Here is a 20,245-nt window from a genome sequence, read left to right as displayed (position 1 = left end):
TTATGAAAACAAAATACATCATCGCAGCTGGATTTTTCTCAGCTTTAACATTAATAAATTGCTCGAAAGAGGATAAAAATAAAAAGGAAGAACACCCGAATTTTTGTATTTCTAAAGAATTAAAAAAAGAAGTTCTTATCACAGAAGTACAATCACAACTTATCGAAGAGACCATCACATTAACTGGTGAGGTAGAAAGCAACTCCGACAAAACCGTTCCTTTCGTAAGTCTTGTTGATGGTATCGTTACAGAAACCTATTTTTCTCTCGGCGATTATGTGCGACAAGGTCAAGTTTTGGCAAGTGTGAAAAGTGCCTCACTCAACGAGATGCAAGATGATACGCAAAGTCTAAGTGCACAATTAGCGGTTGCTAAAAGAAAATTAGCTTCTGTACAATCGATGTACAAAGATGATATCGCGTCTCAAAAAGATTTGGAAGAAGCCAAAGCCGAGGTTAGCATCATACAATCGAATATGGCTAAAACGCAGAAAAACATGCAGCTTTATTCTGCCAATCAAACAAACTTCCAAATCAAAGCACCTTCCAATGGTTATGTTATCTCAAAAAACATTGCTAAAGGAATGCCTGTTACTGCTGGAGGCGACCAACTTTTTGTCATTTCGAACCTCGAAAAAGTTTGGGTAATGGCCAATGTTTATGCAACCAATATGCGTCACGTTTATGTTAATCAACCTGTGAAAGTGACAACTTTGGCTTATCCTGACGAAAGTTTTATTGGCAGCATTAGTTCGATTTCGCAAGTTTTTAATGAAAACGAACGTGTCCTAAAAGCAAAAATCGTCATGGACAATAACGATATGAAGCTTCGTCCAGGTATGTCAGCCGATATCGAATTACCGATTAAGACCAACGACCAATCAGCAATTGCAGTTCCGACAGAAGCTTTAATTTTTGACAACAATCAAAATTATCTAATCGTTTACAAAAACGATTGTGATATGGAGATAAGATTGGTTAACGAAATTAGCACCAACAACAAGAAAAGCTACATCTCTGGCAATATAAAAGCAGGCGAAAAAATCATTGCATCCAACGCACTTCTTATCTACGAAAACCTAAAGTCTAATCCTAAGCAAGCGAAAAAATAATGCGAAAATTTGTTCAAAACATTGTCTCTTTCTCATTAAAGAACTCTCTGATAGTTCTTTTTGCGACGGTGATGCTTTTGGTTGGTGGGATTTATTCTTACCTGCATACACCCATTGAAGCTTTCCCAGATGTAACCAACACAAGGGTTAGGATTATCACGCAGTGGCCAGGTCGAAGCGCCGAAGAAATTGAAAAGTTTGTAAGTCTTCCGATTGCCAAAGAAATGAACACCATCCCGAACAAAACCTCGGTGCGTTCTATTTCGCTGTTTGGACTTTCGGTGGTGACGGTTATTTTTGACGACCATGTTGACGATTTCTACGCCCAACAGTACGGTTCCAACAGAATGGGAAATGTTAATCTTCCCGCTGGCGCCGAGTTTGAAATCGAACCACCTTCAGGTGCAACTGGTGAAATCTACCGATATATTATTAAAAGTAAACTACCTCTTAAGGAAGTGACTGCCATCCAAGATTGGGTGATCGAACGCGAACTATTAGCAGTTCCTGGCGTTGCCGATGTGGTAAGTTTCGGTGGGGAAGAAAAAACCTATGAAATAAAAATCAATCCAACAGAGCTTCACAATTATAATCTTTCGCCGCTTGACGTTTTCGAAGCGGTTTCTAAAAGTAATATTAATGTTGGTGGCGATGTCGTATCCAAAGGTGACCAAGCTTACGTAGTTCGTGGAATTGGACTTTTGGAAAGTAAAGCCGACATCGAAAACATTCAGATTGAAGTAAAAGGTTCGACGCCTATTTTGGTAAAACACGTTGCAGAAGTCAAAATCTCAGCAAAACCAAGATTGGGTCAAGTTGGTTACAACGAGCAAGACGACGTTGTACAAGGAATTGTCATCATGTTACGTGGCGAAAATCCAAGTGGCGTTATTGCAAAACTAAAGGAACGAATTGCCGAGCTTAACGGCGGCGAACTTCCTGCTGATGTCGAAATTGTGCCTATCATCGATCGTACAGAATTGGTGAATACAACAGTGAATACAGTTTCCAAAAACCTTGTCGAAGGGATTATTTTAGTTTCCATTATTGTTTTCATTTTCCTTTACAATTGGCGGACAACCTTTATTGTGGCGTCGGTTATTCCTTTGGCATTTTTGTTTGCCATCATAATGTTGAGAATCCAAGGTTTGCCAGCCAATCTTATTTCGATGGGCGCACTGGATTTTGGACTTCTCTTGGAAGGAACACTCGTCATCGTCGAACATGTTTTTGTAGCATTAGAACACAAAGCCAAGCAAGTCGGTCTACGACGTTTTAACAAAATGTCAAAATTGGGCATTATCAAGAGAAGCGCAGGAAGCGTAGCGAGTTACATTTTCTTTGCGTTGCTTATTTTGATTGTTGCTTTGTTACCGATTTTCTCGTTCCAAAAAGTAGAAGGTAAAATGTTTTCACCATTGGCATTTACGCTAGGTTACGCACTTTTAGGTTCATTGATATTAAGTTTGACTTACGTTCCTGCGATGTGCAAACTTTTACTAACGAAAAATATCGAGGAAAAAGAAAACTTTATTTCGAGATTCTTTAGACAAAATATGTTCAAGCTTTACGAGCTTAGCATGAGACACAAAAAAGCTTTCTTCATTGGATTCTTAGCATTACTCGGAATTTGTGGTTTTAAATTTTCTCACTACGGTTCAGAATTTTTACCAAAACTAAACGAAGGCGCCATCTATGTAAGAGCAACTTTGCCGAATTCCGTTAACCTTGACGAGTCTGTTCGTTTAACAAAAGAGATGAAAAAAATTCTCTTAAAGTATGACGAAGTAAAATTTGTGATGACGCAAACGGGACGACCAAATGACGGAACCGACCCAACTGGATTTTTTAATATTGAATTTAATATTCAACTAAAACCTGAAAGCGATTGGAAAAAGAAAATTTCTAAAGACGAATTGCTCGACGAAATGCGAAAAGACCTCGAGCGCTATCCGGGAATTAACTTTGGATTTAGCCAACCGATACAAGATAACGTTGAAGAATATGTGGCTGGTGTCAAAGCACCTTTGGTTATCAAAATTTTCGGAAACGACCTTTTCGAACTTGAGGAATATGCTGGCCAAGTTGCCAACTCTCTCGGAAAAGTTAATGGTATTACTGATGTTAACGTATTTAAAAACATTGGACTTCCAGAACTTAGAATTCAGTTGCACGATTCCAAAATGGCAAAATACGGGATTTCAACAGCTGACGCACAAGCGGTCATTGAAATGACCATTGGTGGACAAGCTGCTACAAAATTCTACGAGAACGAAAGAATGTTTGATGTGATGCTGCGTTTCGAAAAACAATACCGCGATACGCCAGAGAAAATTGCCAACATTTTGATTCCAACTGCGGATGAGAAAAAAGTGCCTCTTAAGGAAATTGCGACCATCGATTATCATACTGGACCATCATTTATTTATCGTGAAGGAAACAGCCGTTACATTGGTGTTGGATTTAACATCGAAGGACGTGACCTAGGAAGCACCATTGCAGAAGCCAAAGAACAAGTGGCTAAAGATGTCAAACTTCCGAAAAATCACAAAATGGTTTGGGCTGGCGAATTCGAAAGTAAAGAAAGAGCTGCAAAACAGCTTGCAATGGTCGTTCCGATTTCGTTGGTGTTGATTATGATGTTGTTGTATTTCAATTTTGGAAACCTTAAAGACACACTTATTTCGTCGATAACATTAGCTTTTGCATTTATTGGTGGATTTATCTCGCTTTGGACAACGGGAACCATTTTTGGAATTTCCGCGGGAATTGGATTTATTATTTTATTTGGTGTTGCCACGATTGACGGCATTGTCCTCATCGGAGTTATGAAGGAGAATTTACAAAACCGAATGTCTCTAAAAGAAGCGATTGCCAAAGGTGTAGAAAGCCGAATTCGACCAGTCGTGATGATTGCTTTGATGGGTTCTATGGGACTTTTTCCAGCCGCAATCTCTCACGGAATGGGCTCGGAAATCCAAAAACCTCTTGCTATTATGATTGTTGGTGGACTTATTATATGTATGTTGTTATCATTTACTATTCTTCCTTTGATATTCTACTATGCTTATCGAAAAACTGAAAAGTAAGTCCGTTTTGTTTGTATTTTTTAGTGTGAAATCGGGTGCTTTATGCATCCGATTTCTTTTTTTATTCTGTTAAAATTCATTTTTAAAGTTCATTTTAAAACAAAAAATTAAAGTGAACTTTATTTGATTATCCGTGACAAAGCCTAAGTCATTTTTTTAAATAAAGTTTGTCATTGGTTACACCGAATCACCGATTTCCAATTGAGGAACAATCCCCATTTTCAAAGAGATTCTTCATTTCGCTGCGCTTCATTCTGAATGACAAATTGCGAATTATTGTAGATAATGGCTAATAAAAAAACTTTAATATTTTTTAAGAAAACCAAATTCTTAATAGAGCTAAGTATTTTGTAATTTTGTAGGCTTTTTAAAAACACTAAAAAACAAAACATGAAATTTTATAAATATCAAGGAACAGGAAACGATTTTGTCATAATAGACAACCGCAATCTTGACTTTCCAAAAGAGAATACCGAGCTTATCAATCGTCTTTGTGACAGACGTTTTGGCATTGGTGGCGATGGGCTTATTTTGTTAGAAAATGATGCGCACGAAGATTTCAAAATGGTGTATTACAATTCCGATGGTAACGAGAGCACGATGTGTGGCAATGGCGGAAGATGTATTGTGGCATTTGCACATTTCTTAGATATTTTTGAAGATAAAACAACTTTCAACGCGATCGATGGTTTACACGAAGCCGAAATCAAAAATGGTATTGTTAAACTTAAAATGATTGATGTCGAAAAAATCTTTGCGGACGAAAAAGATTTTGTGCTAAACACAGGTTCGCCGCATTATATTAAATATGTTGACGATGTCGAAAACTATGATGTTTATCATAATGGTAACAAAATCAGAAATAATGAGACTTATCACAAAGAAGGCATCAATGTTAATTTTGTAACCGAACTTCCTGATAACAAACTCTTTGTAAGAACCTACGAACGTGGCGTCGAAGACGAAACTTTCAGTTGTGGAACAGGTGTTACAGCTGCGGCTTTAACTTTTATGCAAAAGAAGCATCTAACTTCTGTGCCTGTTAAAGTACTTGGTGGCAATTTGAAAATTTATGCTGAAGAAGAAAATGGAGCTTTCAAAAATATTTGGTTGGAAGGCCCTGCAAAGCAAGTTTTTATAGGAACAATAGAAATCTAAATCGAATATGAAAAAAATAGTAGCAATCATTATCATCGCAATTCTTGCAATTGGTGCTTACTTTGGGTTTAGATTTTATTCCAAAAATTACGGTAACAATGTTGCTAAAGAAGGTTTTGTTTTAATACCGCACAATGCTCCGATGAAGCAAGTGATGGATTCCATTCGACCTTATCTTAGCAATGCCGAAAGTTTTGAAGCAATTGCAGCCGACAAAGATTTGGCTCAAAATATTAAAGCTGGACGCTACGAAATAAAAATGGGTGCGAACAACAGCGATTTGGTCAACATGATTAAAGCTGGTAACCAAACACCAAATAGTTTTAGAATTAAAGATTTTGATGATGTGTACCAAATGATTGGTCGCGTTAGCAGAAAAACAGAAGCGGATTCTACACATTTTGCAAAAGACCTTAATGCAATTGCCGTTGAGAAAGGTTTTAACAATGCCGAAGATCTTAAGAAATTCTTTTTTAATGATACCTATCAATTCTTTTGGACGGTGACGCCTAAAGAGTTCTTTGATAAATTTAACACAGAATACAACGAGTTTTGGAATGCTGATCGCGTTGCTAAAGAAAAGCAACTTGGCTTGTCGAGAGACCAAATTTATGCTTTGGCATCTATCGTTTACAAAGAATCTGGAGGAAAAAAGGACGAGCAAAAAACGATTGCTGGACTTTATCTTAACCGCTACAAAAAAGGTATGAAGTTGCAAAGTGACCCAACAGTTATCTACGCGATTAACAAAGCGAGCAACTTTACCAAACAAATAAAACGCGTCTATTACAAAGATCTAAAAGCACCATCACCTTACAACACCTATGCCAACGCGGGAATTCCGCCGGGGCCAATCTGTATTGTTGACAAAAATACGTTGGATGCCGTTCTTAACGCGGACAAAAACAATTACATCTATATGTGTGCTGATCCAGCGAGATTTGGCTATCACAAATTCACGGATAACGATGTAGAACACGCCAAAAATGCAAAAGCTTATCAAGATTGGCTTAATGCAAAACAGATAAAATAATACTTCTCGAATCTCTTTGAGAATCGATAAAAAAGAAAGCATGATAAAAACAGAAATCAGAAACATTATTCAGAAAAGAACATTGGGACTAGTGTTTGTTCTTGGAGCGGCTTCACTGGCATTTGCACAGCAACAGCAGCAACCAAGCGCAACCCAACAGAAATTTTCTATGACGGGTAGTGTTCAGGACAACACCAGCAGCGGTATTGGTTACGCATCTTTAACGTTTAAAAACAAGCAAAATGCACAACTAAGTGACGCCGTTTTGGCAAATGTAGATGGTAATTTTAAAATCGAGTTAGCTGCTGGAAGTTACGAGGTAACCATCGAAGCTATTGATTTTAAGACAAAAATTCAGACAATTCAAATTACAAAATCGGGCGTTATTCCTGCTTTTGTAATCCAAGGAAATGAAGTTGCAAATCTTGACAAAACAACGCAAATCCAAGGTGTTGTCATTACTGCAGCTGCTCCAAAAGCTTACAAAGTTGAGCTCGACAAAAAAACTTACGATCCATCACAAGATATCGTGAGCAAAGGCGGAAGCTTGCAAGATGTTTTAACGAACGTACCTTCGGTTTCTGTAGATACAGATGGAACGGTATCGATGAGAGGAAATTCTAATGTTAAGTTTTTAATTAATGGTAAACCTTCTTCTCTATTAGGAATTGATGATGGAGCGAATGCTTTGCAATCAATCCCAGCCGACCAAATCGAAAAAATTGAAGTAATCACCAACCCTTCTTCAAAGTTTGAAGCTTCGGGAACTGCCGGTATTTTGAATATCATTCTTAAAAAGAATAAAAAAACAGGCTTCAATGGTAGTGTTGTTGGTTCTTTAGGATATCTGCCTCAGACAAATCTTAATGCTAACCTAAGCTGGAGAAAAGGTAAATTCTCTTGGTTCTTGAATGGCGGCGGCGGTTATCGTGAGTCGGAAAACAAAAACAAGAATACCAACTCATACATTAATGTAACTGATCCAAACGCGATTCTTTTCACTGGGCAAAACTCGCTTACGAAAAGTAAAAACGATATGTACAACGCAACTGGAGGACTTGTCTATGACATTTCGGACAAAACATCAATGAACATATCTGGTACGGTTAGAACTTTTGATAGTAATAACAATGGTAATATCGACTATAATAACAATTTCCTAAATGGATCAATTTTTTATAAAAACAGAAGCAGTCTAGGAAACAATAATAATCTTGCTTTCCAAGGAGATTGGGGATTAGACCACAAATTTAATGACAAAGGACATAATATTTCATTGTCTGTAAGTGTGCAAAGAAACCGCTCTAACAATGACAGCAATATTTTGGAAACGACAAACAATGTATTTTCTTTAAACAATGTTGTTAATCAAAAAACGGTAAATAAAACCTTTATTGGAAAAGCGGATTACGAACTTCCAATTGGCGAAAAATCTAAATTGGAAGCAGGTTACCGAATCGACATCAACCGAAACGATTATGATAATGATGTGTTACAAAGCACTGCGGGTGATCCAGTACTAAGACACCTAAAGGACTATACTTATCAAGCGCAATACGAGGAGATGTTCAACGCGTTTTATTTACAATTCAAAAGTAAAATTGACAAGTTTGGATATCAGTTAGGTGTACGTGATGAATATTCTAACATCAGTTTAAAATATCATAACTTAAATCCAAACAAGGCTGCGATTGACTCTAAGAAAAATTACAATAATCTTTTCCCAAGTGTATATTTAAGCTACGACATTGCGAAAGACAATCAGTTATTGTTAAATTACTCACGAAGAATTGATAGACCACGTTCATTCTTCTTGATTCCAAATCCTAGTTACGCTGATAATCAAAATATTTTTGATGGTAACATAGACTTAGATCCAGCTTATGTCGACTCTTACGAATTGGGTTATAATTTATCAAAGAAAAAATTCACAATAACACCTACGCTTTATTATCGTCATGAAAGTGATGATGTTAAAATGCTTGTATATAACGTTAAAGAATATGTAGGAACACCTGACGAAACGATTGTATTCCACACCAAGCCAATCAACTTAGGTGTTGACGATCGTTATGGTTTGGATTTCAACTTTACTTATGATGCTTTTTCATGGTTGAAATTTATGGGTAGTGCGGATGTTTACAAATACTACACAAAAGGTCAAATCGAATACAACACCTTAGATAATAATGGTGATCCAACTGTTGCATTGGCAGACTTTACAGGTAAAGGTTTCTCAACAAGATTACGTCTTAATTCTACTTTTAAGATTGATAAAACTTTCAGTGTACAACTTCAAGGATTCTATCGTGGTGCTCAAAAAACAGCTTACCAAGACAGAAAAGATATGTATGCTGTTAATCTAGGAGCTTCAAAAACAATTTGGAACGGAAACGGAACAATTGCATTTAACATCCAAGATATCTTTAATACAAGAGCAATGGAGTCTACGACATACACAGCGAATGCTACGAGATATTCTTATATGCAATGGCAACCTAGACAGTTCAACCTATCATTAACATACCGCTTTAAGCAAGGTGAAAAGGTAGATCAGCCAAAACGTAAAAAAGACATTAACTCCAATGCATCTGGAGATGATCAACAAGGTCCAATGTAATATTTTGGAACTTTATATTAAATTAAAAACTGCTTTCGGGCAGTTTTTTTTTGTTTTTAGCTACTGGCTATCAGCTATTAGCTATTGGCAATTAGCTTCTGGATAAAAACTACTGACTACTGATTAAAGGCTATTAGCTACTGGCTATCAGCTTCTGGATTAAACTATTGACTACTGATCAAATGCTATTAGCTATCAGCTAAAAGCTATTAGCTAATGAAAAACAAAAAAAGCCACATCTTGCGACGTGGCTTTTATTGTTAGATAAAATCTGTGGATTATTTACCTCCGAAAGACTTATCTTTAATTCTTGCTTTTTTACCTCTAAGATCACGGAAGTAGTAGATTCTAGCTCTTCTAACTTTACCTTCTCTGTTAACTTCAATTTTTTGAAGTGCAGGCATGTTGATTGGGAAAACTCTCTCTACACCAACATCTCCACTCATTTTTCTGATTGTAAATGTCTTAGTAGCACCAGTTCCTCTCAATTGGATAACAACTCCTTTGAAGAACTGAGTTCTTGTTTTTTGACCTTCCTTAATTTCATAATAAACAGTGATAGTATCACCAGCTTTGAAACTTGGGAAATCTTTTTTGTCAATGTACTTCTCTTGTACGTACTTAATTAAATCCATTATTTATAAAATAAAATAATTCAAAGTCAAGCAACTTTCACGTCTATCGTCAGAGGTTGGTTAACAGATTGCAAAATTAGTAATTTTTATTAATCCCACAATATTAATTTCAAAATTTATTTTAAGTTTAATCTACAATCTTTCAATGATTTAGAAGACTCATGGAAGACCAGTTTTTCCGAATAGGCTTCAAAAGCAACAAAAATCATCAACAATTAAGAATTTTTTATATTTTATAATGTATAGTATCTAAAATCTAATCACTATTTTTGCCAGATGTTAAAAAAGCTATTAGGACTTACTGTTTTGGCAATGCTCGCTTCTTGTGGAAAAGAAGTATTGCCCAAGCCAAGCGGAGATTTGAGATTGGAATATCCCAAACCTCGCTATCAGACCTTTAATAGCGCTTGTCCATTTCAGTTCGATTATTCGGATTTTGCTGTGATACAAGATTCCAAAAAGCCTTGTTGGTACAACATTAATTACAAAGGGATGAAGGCAAAAGTCTTCATTACTTATCTTCCGATAACTGGCGATTTCCAAAGCCACTTGAAAGAAGCAGAAAGAATGGTCTACGAACATACGATAAAAGCGACAGCTATTGACACCAAAAGTTTCGCTTATCCAGAGAAGAAAGTCTACGGTAATTTTTATGAGTTGCAAGGACAGACGGCTTCTAATATTCAATTTTATGTAACGGACAGTACAAAGCATTTTTTAACAGGAAATTTATACTTCAACACACGCCCAAAGCCAGACTCACTGGCGCCAGCGGTTGATTACATCAAAAAAGACATGCTCCACTTGATTGATACGTTCCAGTGGAAAAAATAATATATAACTTAAAAAAAGACATTTAGATATGAAATTACTAGCAGTAGGGACTGTAGCATTTGACGCCATCGAAACACCTTTCGGAAAAACTGATAAAATCCTAGGAGGTGCAGCAACATACATTGGACTTGCAGCTTCGGCTTTGGAAGCAGAAGTTGGTTTGGTTTCTGTGATTGGCGGTGACTTTCCACAAGGCTATTTGGATATGTTAACTTCAAAAAACATTAACATCGATGGTGTAGAAATCATTAAAGAAGGAAAAACATTCTTCTGGAGTGGCAAATACCACAACGACCTTAACTCTCGTGACACTTTGGTTACAGAGCTTAATGTTTTGGAAAACTTTGACCCAAAAATCCCCGCAAGCTTTGCTGATGCAGATGTGTTGATGCTAGGAAACCTTCATCCAGCAGTACAATTAGCTGTTTTGGAAAGAATGAGCCAAAGACCAAAAATGGTTATCCTAGACACGATGAATTTCTGGATGGATCTTACTTGGGATTTGTTAATGGATGTTATCGCAAAAACAGATGTTATCACCATCAATGATGAAGAAGCTAGACAACTTTCTGGTGAATATTCTTTGGTAAAAGCAGCTCAAAAAATCCATGCTTTAGGTCCAAAATTCGTAATTATCAAAAAAGGTGAGCATGGTGCATTATTATTCCATGATGGAAAAGTATTCGCAATCCCAGCTTTACCATTAGAAGAAGTATTCGATCCAACAGGTGCTGGTGACACTTTCGCAGGTGGACTTGCAGCTTATATTACAAAAACTGGAGATTTCAGTTTTGACAATCTTAAAAACGCTCTTATTGTAGGAAGTGCGATGGCATCTTTCACAGTAGAAAAATTCGGAACAGTACGTCTAGAAGATGTAACTAAAGACGAGCTAAAAGGACGTATCAACCAATTCCGCGAGTTAACAACTTTCGAACTTAATATGTAGAATGTTTGTTCTCGGACATCAATAATAATTTTAATAATGAAGAAGACTCTTTTTGTATTAGCAGCCTTGGCAACACAAGCTGTATTTGGTCAAAAATTAATCGTTGGCGACCAAAGCATTACGCTTAAAGATTTTAAGGATAAATATAAAGTTGGTTTAGAAAAAGCTGGCGTTGACGCAACGGTTAACTCAACAGTAGAATTCATGCTTTTGCAACAATTGGCAAAAGAAAAGAAAGCAGACACGCTAACCTCATTTCGCAATGCGATGGATATGCGCATCAGAGATCTTAAAGAAGAAAAACTTATCCCAAGTAATATTCTAGATCCTATCATCGCAGATTACATTAAAGCCAATCAAAACGAATACAAAATTGAAGTCTTCAATGTTATTAAAGATGCTGAAGACACCAACAACTACGATCAAATCTATAAAGACGTAAAAGCGGGCACAACCAAAATGGAAGATGCTGTTGCAACTTATGTCAAAAATCCGGTGGCACCTGCTTTTGTAAAAGCTGGTATGTTGGATAACGAACTTTTTGGCGAAATCGAAAAAACGCCTGTTGGCAGTTATACCAAACTATTTAATGCCAATGGTAGCATTGTTTTTGCGAAGGTTTTAGAGAAAAGACCAAGTCTAGGTTACATCACTTTGGGTACAATTTCTTACCCTAATGATTTTAACACAGACGAATCTAAAGCTAAAATCTATGCAGCACTTAAATCTGGAAAAAAATTCGAAGATGTTGCGAAAGAATTAGGATCAACGGATAACGAAAGGAAAAATGCTGGACTTATCCTAGGCTCTCCTATTCTACCAGATGAAGTCTATGCACAATTCAAAGGTAAAACTAATGGTTACTACACAACGGAGCCTGTAAAGCTTGATAACAAATATTTCATTTTTAATATTTACCACATCGAGCCTTATCAGTTGACAGACAAGAATAAAGATTTCTTCCGTAACGAGCTGAAATCAAGCGCTTATGCTGAATTGGTTTCGGACAACATGTTAAAAATGATTATGCAAGCACCAGATTACAAAGAGTTTCCGGATCTTGCTGTGATTAAGAAAAGTTATGCTGACTATAAAAATTTCAAAAATTATGCAGCGCCGCTTTTCCAATACAAAACCAAAACAGAAACCTATTCTGATTTCAAAAATTATATCGACAAAAATTATAAAAACCTCGATACAATTACACCAAAAGAATGGGCAAGCTTAGTGGATTATCAAGTTAAAAACTCTGCTTACACAGCATTTGTAGAAGACTTCCAAAACCGTCCAGATATTAAATCTCAACTTGACGAACTTCGCCAAAACTTGTATTCTCAATATATTTTTGATGATTATCTAAAAGCTGAAATCAATAAAGATGTTGCGAAGCAAAAAGCTTATTACGAAAGTCACAAAGACAAATACCAGTGGGAAAAAAGTGCTAAAAGTCGTGTTGCAATTATCTCGGACCCTAAGCTAGTTTCTGATGTTAAAAAAGAAATGTCAAACATCAAAAATTGGGATGCTTTAAAAGCTAAATACGATAAAAAACTTAGCGATAAAAATAAAATCCTAGTAAGCTTCGAAGAAGGAAAAGTCCCAAATACGGCAGAAGTTTTCACAGAATACAAAGTACCATACGAAAAAGGTGTTTTCCAAACTAAAGTTAAAGATCGTGACGTTATCGTTGCAGTGGATGAGCTTTTGCCAGAGGAAACAATGACTTTTGAAGAAGCTAAAGATTCGGTAAAAGATGCGATGACAGAAGTTGCCCTTCAAGAAGCTATTGCCAACGAAAAAAAGAAAACCAAAATTGAAATTCAACCAGGTTTTGTGGAAGATTTACAGAAGACTTTTAAGAAATAATTATAATAAAAGATTGACTGTAATCCATTTATAATCCTATTTTTGCAAACAAATTTTACAAGAAATTATAATGTTAGATAAATTAAAATCGGTTTTTATAGTGTTAGCTTTGGTGCTTTTCGGTTCCAAAATGGATGCTCAGATAAAGCCTGGACAATTCTTAGATGGTATTGCTGCAGTTATCGGTGACGAAATTGTACTAGAATCCGACATCGAAGACCAAGCCAACTACGCACAACAACAAGGAACTAAAGTAGCTGACAAATGTGAGTTTTTATCAAGTATTGTTAATAACAAAATCATTATCTACGAAGCAAAAAGAGATACTTTGATCGAAAATCGTTCTGCTGCGATTAAAGATATGGCACTGCAAAAGTACAACCAAATCTTATCTCAGTTTCCTGACGAAAAAACGATGTTAGGTATGTACAAGTTCCGTACAGCGTACGAGATGCGTAACGCGATCGAAAAAATTGACTCTGACAATTACTACGGACAACAAAAATACAGTAGAATTACGGATAAAACAGACGTTACACCTAACGAGGTAACGGATTTTTTTAACCAATTCAAATACCAATTACCACAAGTTAAAGACGAAGTTGTTTTGGGTAAAATCAGTATTTATCCTAAGCTAACAGAAGCTCACAAACAAGAATTGATTGATAAACTTAACAAGATTAAAAAAGACATTCTTGCAGGCGAATCTTTTGAAACCCAAGCGAGGATTTATTCCGAAGACGAAGGCTCGGCATCCAATGGTGGACTTTACAAAAACATCAACAAAGGTCAAATGGTGAAGCCTTTCGAAGCAGCAGCACTTAACTTGCAAGATGGCGAAATATCAGATCCTGTAGAATCAGAATTTGGTTTCCATTTAATCCAGTTGATCAAAAGAACTGGTAACAAATATGATGCGCGTCACATTTTGTTAAAAGCAGAACCTACTAAAGAAGAAATTGCAGCGACTAAAAAAGAGCTAGAAGATATTCGTCAACAGATTTTGGACAAAAAACTAACCTTCAAAGATGCTGCTTACAAGTATTCTGATGACAAGGCGACGAAGTTTAATGCTGGTGTAATGCAGTCACAAGACGGTGGTGACAAAATTGAAAAACTACACCTGGACCCAACAATTTCTTACCAAATTGCAGGTCTTAACAAAGACGACATCACAGAACCTTTTGAAGAAACACTTAACAGAAAACAAGCTGTTTCTATCGTAAGTGTTAACGAGATTATCGACGCACATGCTTTAGACCTTAATACAGATTACGAAAGAGTTAAGGAAATGGCTCTTAACAAAAAGAAAGGCGAAGTTGTTGACAAATGGGTAAAAGCAAAAATCCCAAACATCTTTATCTCAATCGATGACAAATACAAAGATTGTAAAATAAAAGATGCCCTAGAAAAAAAGAAATAATCATTCTTTAGCATACAAAACCTCACCATTAAAAGTGAGGTTTTTTTATGCCCAAAACTGGCTTCTATAAAGGAATAAATACTTATCTTTAATGCTATTAATTTCAAAAAATGAAGAAAGTAAAAATTGGTGTAATCGCTTTTTGCGGATTGTTAGCAAGCAACCACGCAATAGCACAGACAAAAGGAGCGACAACCGCTTCAACAACCTCAACTCCCAAACAATATCAAGAAGCTGGAATTGACATTTCTATGATGGATAAATCCGTTAGACCACAAGATGACTTCTTTAGTTATGTTAATGGTAACTGGGTTAAAACCGCAAAAATCCCTGCTGACAAAGCAAGTTGGGGTTCTTTCAACGAGCTTCGCGAAAAAACAGACGAAGCTTCTTTAGATATTCTTAATCACATCTTGACGGATAAATTTGCTGCTGGTACAGAAGGTAAAAAAATCCAAGATCTTTACGCATCTTACATGGATCTTAAAAAGAGAGATGCAGATGGATTAAAGCCTATCCAAGCAGATTTTAAGAAAATCGACGCTATCAAAAATCTAAAAGATTTACAAACATATCTTGACCAAGCAACCAAATTTGGAGATAATCCATTCTACGATTGGCGTGTTGGTCCAGACCTTAAAGATTCTAAAAACAACGCCATCTATCTAGGTGCTGCGGATCTTGGTTTAGGAAAAGATTATTATCAAAAAGAAAATGAAGCTAATGCTAAAACTTTGGAAGAATACCAAAAGCATGTAACAGCTTTGTTAAATGTAATCGGTAATAAAAATAGTGCTGCAACTGCAAAATCTATCGTTGACTTTGAAAAATCTTTGGCCAAAACTTACTTAACATTAGAAGAAGGTCGTGATGCTAACAAACGTTACAACCCGAAGACAATTGCTGAACTTTCTGCAATGGTTAAGAATGTTAACTTGCCTCAATATTTAAAGAATGTTGGTGTTAACACAGATCGCGTTATTATCGGAGAATTGGCTTATTATGATAAACTAGACAGTTTCATTAATGAGAAAAATCTTCCTTTGCTAAAAGATTATATGAAGGTAAGATTGCTTTCGGGAAATGCTGGTGTCCTAAACCAAAATATGGACAAATTGAATTTCGATTTCTACAGCAAATATCTTCAAGGTCAAGAAGAACAACGTGCACTTAACAAGCGTGGTTTACAAATGATCAACGGCGTTTTGGGTGAAGCTTTCGGAAAGTTGTATGTTGAAAAATACTTCCCAGAAGAAGCTAAAACGCAAATGCAAGAATTAATTGGATACCTAATCAAAAGTTACCACAAACATATCTCGGAACTGACTTGGATGTCGCCAACGACCAAAGAAAAAGCTTTGGAAAAGTTGTCGAAATTTACGGTTAAAGTAGCTTATCCAGATAAGTGGGAAGATTATTCCAAATTGGCAATCGAAGGGCCAAATAAGATTTCGCTTTATGAAAACTTAAAAAATGTTTCGGCTTGGCGTTATTCCAAAAATTTAGAAAAAGTTGGTAAAGCTGTTGACAAAACAAAATGGGGCATGACACCACAAACTGTTAACGCTTATTACAGTCCATCTAACAACGAAATCGTTTTCCCTGCGGGAATTCTTCAGCCGCCTTTCTTTAACTTTAAAGCAGATCCAGCTGTTAATTTTGGTGGAATTGGTGCTGTTATCGGTCATGAAATTGGACATGGTTTTGATGACAGCGGTTCTAAATTTGATGGTGATGGAAACCTAAATAATTGGTGGACAGATGACGATCGCAAGAACTTTGAAGCGGCTACAAAAAAACTAGGCGAACAATATTCTAGCTACGAGCCTGTTGCTGGTACCAAAGTAAACGGAACTTTCACAATGGGAGAAAACATCGGTGATCTTGGTGGTGTTGCCGTGGCTTATGATGCTTTGCAAATGTATCTTAAAGACAAAGGAAATCCTGGATTGATAAGTGGTTACACGCAAGACCAAAGATTCTTCTTGAGCTGGGCAACCGTTTGGAGAACTAAAGCAACAGAAAAATTCTTGACAAATCAGGTTAAAACAGATCCACATTCACCAGGAATGTATCGTGCTGTTGGACCTTTGGTTAATGTTGATGCATTCTTCAAAGCTTTCGACATCAAAGAAGGTGACAAACTTTATAAAAAACCAGAAGACAGAATTAAAATCTGGTAATAGAAAACTTACAGCAAAGGCTATCCAAAATCGGATAGCCTTTTATTTTATTCCGTTTTAAACCATATTATTTAAACCTTTCAAAAGCGGCTTTTTCTAGCATTTCGCGATCATCGGGATGCGATATTTCAATAAGCGCTTTAGCACGTTGTCTCAAGTTTTTTCCGTAGAGATAAGCAGTTCCGTATTCCGTACAAACATAATGAATGTGCCCTCTAGTGGTTACAACGCCAGCACCTTCTTTCAGAAAAGGCACAATTCTCGGAATTCCTTTTTTGGTTCTCGATGTTAGCGCCATGATAGGTTTGCCTCCATCACTCAACGCAGCACCTCGCATAAAGTCCATTTGACCACCAATACCGCTGTATTGAAATGTTCCAATGGAATCAGCACAAACTTGACCTGTTAAGTCAATTTCGATCGCCGAATTGATGGCATGCATTTTTTTGTTTTTCATAATGTTAATCGGAAAGTTAACATCTGTCACTTCTTTGAACGAAAAAACAGGATTGTCGTCTACAAAATCATAAAGCTTTTGTGTACCAAAACAGAAACTTGTAATGTTTTTAAAATCGTTATAGCCTTTGTACTTATTGGTGATAACATCATTTTTGATTAAATCAATGACGCCGTCGCTCAACATTTCTGTATGAATGCCTAAATCCTTATGATTGCTCAAACATTTAAGAACCGCATCAGGAATAGTTCCGATTCCCATTTGTAAAGTCGCACGATCATCGATAATTTCAGCAACATTTCTACCGACCAATAACTCTTCGTCACCAACTTTGGCACTATAATCTATGGTTGGGAGTTCGGATTCATGATAAATCATTTTATCAATTCGGCTCACATGGATCATTCCATCACCTTGGGTTTTTGGCATTTTGGGATTGATAATCGCAATCACTTTTTTGGCACAATCAACAGCCGATTTTGCAATATCAACCGAAGTTCCTAATGTACAATATCCATGATTATCAGGCGGCGACAACATCACCAAAGCCACATCAATAGGTAAAATATTTTTCTTAAATAAAAGTGGAATTTCACTTAAAAAAACAGGGACAAAATCACCATTATCCGAATTAACTGCCGCACGAACAGGTCCCGAAACAAAAAACGAGTTAATAGCAAAATGCCCTTTGTATTCTGGTTTTGCAACTTCGATATTGCCTTGCAATGTTATAGAAACCAATTCGACATCTTGAAGTCTCGAAGCTTGCCTCGCCAACTCGTCGATTAAAAAATTAGGGGTTGCGGCACTTCCGTGTGAAAAAATTCGATCACCACTTTTAACAATAGAAATTGCTTCTTCCGCACTTACGTAATGGTACATTATTGGCTAAAATTTGTGTTAAACATCTCTAACAAATATACTATTTATCAATAGATTAAGGCTTCTGCTTGAAGATGATTTGTTCACAGGTTTGTTAATTTTTAATAGTTCTAGTCAGTATTTTTTAAAATACAAAATCGATAACGCAAAATCTTTTAGGTAAGTATAAATTTTAAGCAAGAATTTATTTTTAAAATTACAAAGTCTGGATTGTCGGAAAAACTTGATTTAGAAAAATTATCAGGTCGCACCTACGGCGCTCCCCTCTCACATTTTACAAAACACGATTAAGAAGATTTTTACTGAGTTCATTTTTTAAGTTCAATAGTTTCTCTTTTAAAACTGATTTTAATGCAAGAATAAAAGCTCATCACATAAAATCGAAAACAAAAAAAATCTGTGAAAACCTTAGATTGTCAGCGAATTACCAAACCAACGAATCTTATCGATTTCACAGATTTTAAAATATTTTTAAAAGTTTAAATCAAAAACTTTTCCGTTTAACTATTTTTTCATAGTTCCTTTTTCGGCAAGTCTTAGGTGCCAACTGAAAGCTTCTTCTAGCAAATGAGGCGTGTGTCCACCTCTTTCGCAAGCTCTATCAAAGTAAGATTGCAATTCTTCCTTATAATCTGGATGCACGCAATTATCAATAATTTTTTGAGCACGTTCGCGTGGCGCAAGACCTCTTAAATCTGCTAATCCAACATCCGTTACCAAAATATCAACATCGTGTTCGGTATGATCAGTATGCGACACCATCGGTAAAACGTGCGAAATTTTATTATCTTTAGAAGCAGCTTGCGTCACGAAAATACTTAGATAAGCATTTCTCGCAAAGTCGCCAGAACCACCAATTCCGTTCATAATTTTAGTACCACTGATGTGCGTCGAATTAACATTACCGTAGATATCAAACTCAATTGCCGTATTAATTGCGATAATTCCTAATCTTCGGATAAGACCTGGCGTATTCGAAATGTTTTGAGGTCTCAAAACGATTTTCTCTCTATATTTTTGAAGGTTGTCAAAAACACGGTCGTAGCATTCTTTAGAAACAGTAATTGATGAAGCAGACGCAAAGCTTAATTTTCCAGCGTCAATTAGGTCAAACGTGCTGTCTTGCAACACTTCCGAGAACATTGTCAAATCATAGAAATTACTATCCTTAAATCCTGTAAGAACAGCATTGGCTACTTTTCCGATTCCCGCTTGGATAGGAAGCAAACGGTCCGTTAGTCTTCCTAAAGCCACTTCATTTTCGAAGAAATTCAAAAGATGATTTGCAATTGCAATCGTCTTTTGATCAGGTTCAGCGATATCTGCTGGACTATCCTTAATGTCGGTGAAAACAATCGCTTCAATCTTTTCTGGATCCACAGGAATACTTCTACGTCCAATCTTATTCCAAGGTGCAACGATTGGGATAACATTTCTGAAAGGATAATCTTCCGCTTGATAGATATCGTGGATGCCATAAACATCTTCTGGAACTTGGGTGTTAATTTCGATAATCACCTTTTTTGCCATCGCCGCAAAGGTTACAGAATTTCCGACAGAAGTTGTAGGAACAATACTTCCGTCGCGCTCAATATAAGCCGCTTCTATCACGGCAACATCCAACTGTTGAAGATTTTTAGCATGAAGAAGTTCGGCACTTTCGCTAAGATGTTGATCGATAAAAAGAATGTCTCCGGCATTAATTTTATTCCTCAAAATAGGATCAACTTGGAAAGGCATCCTTTTCTTAATAACATTAGCTTCAGCAAGTTTCCCATCGGTTCCGTGACCTAGAGAAGCACCTGTCATTAATGTAACTTTTAGATTTTCAGTTTTTCCACGTTCTGCAAGAGCTGCAAGAACGGCTTTGCTGTCGCCAGCTTTTGTAAAACCACTAGAGCCAATGACCATTCCATCTTTGATGATTTTTGCGGCTTCTTCAGCAGTGGTTACTTTGTTGTGTAGATTTTCTAATCTAATTCTCTCTAACATTGATTTTAAATT

13 protein-coding genes are annotated in these 20,245 nt (G+C 36.4%); 10 read left to right on the top strand and 3 right to left on the bottom strand.

Annotated elements, in window-relative coordinates; genetic code table 11:
- The first annotated feature begins 2 nt into the window (after positions 1-2).
- The 5 genes from Q1V95_RS11490 to Q1V95_RS11470 all read left to right on the top strand — a co-directional run bounded on the left by Q1V95_RS11490 (position 3) and on the right by Q1V95_RS11470 (position 9,012).
- Positions 3-1,112, top strand: coding sequence for an efflux RND transporter periplasmic adaptor subunit (locus Q1V95_RS11490; protein WP_300674010.1), 1,110 nt, complete (start codon positions 3-5; stop codon positions 1,110-1,112).
- Complete coding sequence (locus tag Q1V95_RS11485; RefSeq protein ID WP_300674007.1) at positions 1,112-4,201, top strand: CusA/CzcA family heavy metal efflux RND transporter; 3,090 nt, start codon at positions 1,112-1,114, stop codon at positions 4,199-4,201. Before Q1V95_RS11490 ends, Q1V95_RS11485 begins: the two co-directional genes overlap by 1 nt.
- Positions 4,202-4,591: 390 nt before the next feature.
- Entirely contained in the window at positions 4,592-5,359 is a 768-nt protein-coding gene (dapF, locus tag Q1V95_RS11480; RefSeq protein WP_300674004.1) for a diaminopimelate epimerase, read from the top strand.
- A 7-nt stretch (positions 5,360-5,366) separates the two neighbouring features.
- Positions 5,367-6,392 carry an endolytic transglycosylase MltG gene (gene mltG / locus Q1V95_RS11475; protein ID WP_300674001.1) on the top strand — a complete coding sequence of 342 codons (1,026 nt, stop codon included), beginning with the start codon at positions 5,367-5,369 and terminating at the stop codon, positions 6,390-6,392.
- A gap of 40 nt (positions 6,393-6,432) precedes the next feature.
- Positions 6,433-9,012 carry a TonB-dependent receptor gene (locus Q1V95_RS11470; protein ID WP_300673998.1) on the top strand — a complete coding sequence of 860 codons (2,580 nt, stop codon included), beginning with the start codon at positions 6,433-6,435 and terminating at the stop codon, positions 9,010-9,012.
- 278 nt (positions 9,013-9,290) lie between these two features.
- Here Q1V95_RS11470 and rplS read toward each other — a convergent pair whose 3' ends face one another.
- A complete protein-coding gene (gene rplS, locus Q1V95_RS11465) occupies positions 9,291-9,647 on the bottom strand; it encodes a 50S ribosomal protein L19 (protein ID WP_300673995.1) in 357 nt (118 codons plus the stop codon).
- A 276-nt stretch (positions 9,648-9,923) separates the two neighbouring features.
- On the opposite strand from rplS, the gene gldD reads away from it, so the two are divergent.
- The 5 genes from gldD (at position 9,924) to Q1V95_RS11440 (ending at position 16,902) form a co-directional block, all read left to right on the top strand.
- Complete coding sequence (gldD, locus tag Q1V95_RS11460; protein ID WP_300673992.1) at positions 9,924-10,481, top strand: gliding motility lipoprotein GldD; 558 nt, start codon at positions 9,924-9,926, stop codon at positions 10,479-10,481.
- 28 nt (positions 10,482-10,509) lie between these two features.
- Positions 10,510-11,430 (top strand): PfkB family carbohydrate kinase, encoded by a 921-nt coding sequence (locus Q1V95_RS11455; protein ID WP_300673989.1) that lies wholly within the window; start codon positions 10,510-10,512, stop codon positions 11,428-11,430.
- 36 nt (positions 11,431-11,466) lie between these two features.
- On the top strand, positions 11,467-13,296 hold the full coding sequence (locus Q1V95_RS11450) for a hypothetical protein (protein WP_300673987.1): 1,830 nt from the start codon (positions 11,467-11,469) through the stop codon (positions 13,294-13,296).
- A gap of 70 nt (positions 13,297-13,366) precedes the next feature.
- Positions 13,367-14,719, top strand: coding sequence for a peptidylprolyl isomerase (locus Q1V95_RS11445; protein WP_366143285.1), 1,353 nt, complete (start codon positions 13,367-13,369; stop codon positions 14,717-14,719).
- 110 nt (positions 14,720-14,829) lie between these two features.
- On the top strand, positions 14,830-16,902 hold the full coding sequence (locus Q1V95_RS11440; RefSeq protein ID WP_300673984.1) for a M13 family metallopeptidase: 2,073 nt from the start codon (positions 14,830-14,832) through the stop codon (positions 16,900-16,902).
- Between the two features lie 67 nt (positions 16,903-16,969).
- Here the strand turns inward: Q1V95_RS11440 and Q1V95_RS11435 are convergent, their stop codons facing one another.
- Both Q1V95_RS11435 and Q1V95_RS11430 read right to left on the bottom strand, forming a co-directional pair.
- Entirely contained in the window at positions 16,970-18,241 is a 1,272-nt protein-coding gene (locus Q1V95_RS11435) for an acetyl-CoA hydrolase/transferase C-terminal domain-containing protein (RefSeq protein ID WP_300673982.1), read from the bottom strand.
- Between the two features lie 504 nt (positions 18,242-18,745).
- Positions 18,746-20,233, bottom strand: coding sequence for a succinate CoA transferase (locus Q1V95_RS11430; protein ID WP_300673981.1), 1,488 nt, complete (start codon positions 20,231-20,233; stop codon positions 18,746-18,748).
- Positions 20,234-20,245: the final 12 nt, after the last annotated feature.

Source organism: Soonwooa sp. (assembly GCF_030151385.1).
Taxonomy (GTDB): Bacteria; Bacteroidota; Bacteroidia; order Flavobacteriales; family Weeksellaceae; genus Soonwooa.
The sequence above is the reverse complement of the archived record's forward strand: the minus strand, read 5'-3'. Positions and strand labels throughout refer to the sequence as shown.

Bases quoted from the DNA above. Each gene is read 5' to 3' on its own strand.
- Q1V95_RS11490 (WP_300674010.1), top strand. From the start codon at position 3: ATGAAAACAAAATACATCATCGCAGCTGGATTTTTCTCAGCTTTAACA.
- Q1V95_RS11485 (WP_300674007.1), top strand. From the start codon at position 1,112: ATGCGAAAATTTGTTCAAAACATTGTCTCTTTCTCATTAAAGAACTCT.
- dapF (WP_300674004.1), top strand. From the start codon at position 4,592: ATGAAATTTTATAAATATCAAGGAACAGGAAACGATTTTGTCATAATA.
- mltG (WP_300674001.1), top strand. From the start codon at position 5,367: ATGAAAAAAATAGTAGCAATCATTATCATCGCAATTCTTGCAATTGGT.
- Q1V95_RS11470 (WP_300673998.1), top strand. From the start codon at position 6,433: ATGATAAAAACAGAAATCAGAAACATTATTCAGAAAAGAACATTGGGA.
- rplS (WP_300673995.1), bottom strand. From the start codon at position 9,647: ATGGATTTAATTAAGTACGTACAAGAGAAGTACATTGACAAAAAAGAT.
- gldD (WP_300673992.1), top strand. From the start codon at position 9,924: ATGTTAAAAAAGCTATTAGGACTTACTGTTTTGGCAATGCTCGCTTCT.
- Q1V95_RS11455 (WP_300673989.1), top strand. From the start codon at position 10,510: ATGAAATTACTAGCAGTAGGGACTGTAGCATTTGACGCCATCGAAACA.
- Q1V95_RS11450 (WP_300673987.1), top strand. From the start codon at position 11,467: ATGAAGAAGACTCTTTTTGTATTAGCAGCCTTGGCAACACAAGCTGTA.
- Q1V95_RS11445 (WP_366143285.1), top strand. From the start codon at position 13,367: ATGTTAGATAAATTAAAATCGGTTTTTATAGTGTTAGCTTTGGTGCTT.
- Q1V95_RS11440 (WP_300673984.1), top strand. From the start codon at position 14,830: ATGAAGAAAGTAAAAATTGGTGTAATCGCTTTTTGCGGATTGTTAGCA.
- Q1V95_RS11435 (WP_300673982.1), bottom strand. From the start codon at position 18,241: ATGTACCATTACGTAAGTGCGGAAGAAGCAATTTCTATTGTTAAAAGT.
- Q1V95_RS11430 (WP_300673981.1), bottom strand. From the start codon at position 20,233: ATGTTAGAGAGAATTAGATTAGAAAATCTACACAACAAAGTAACCACT.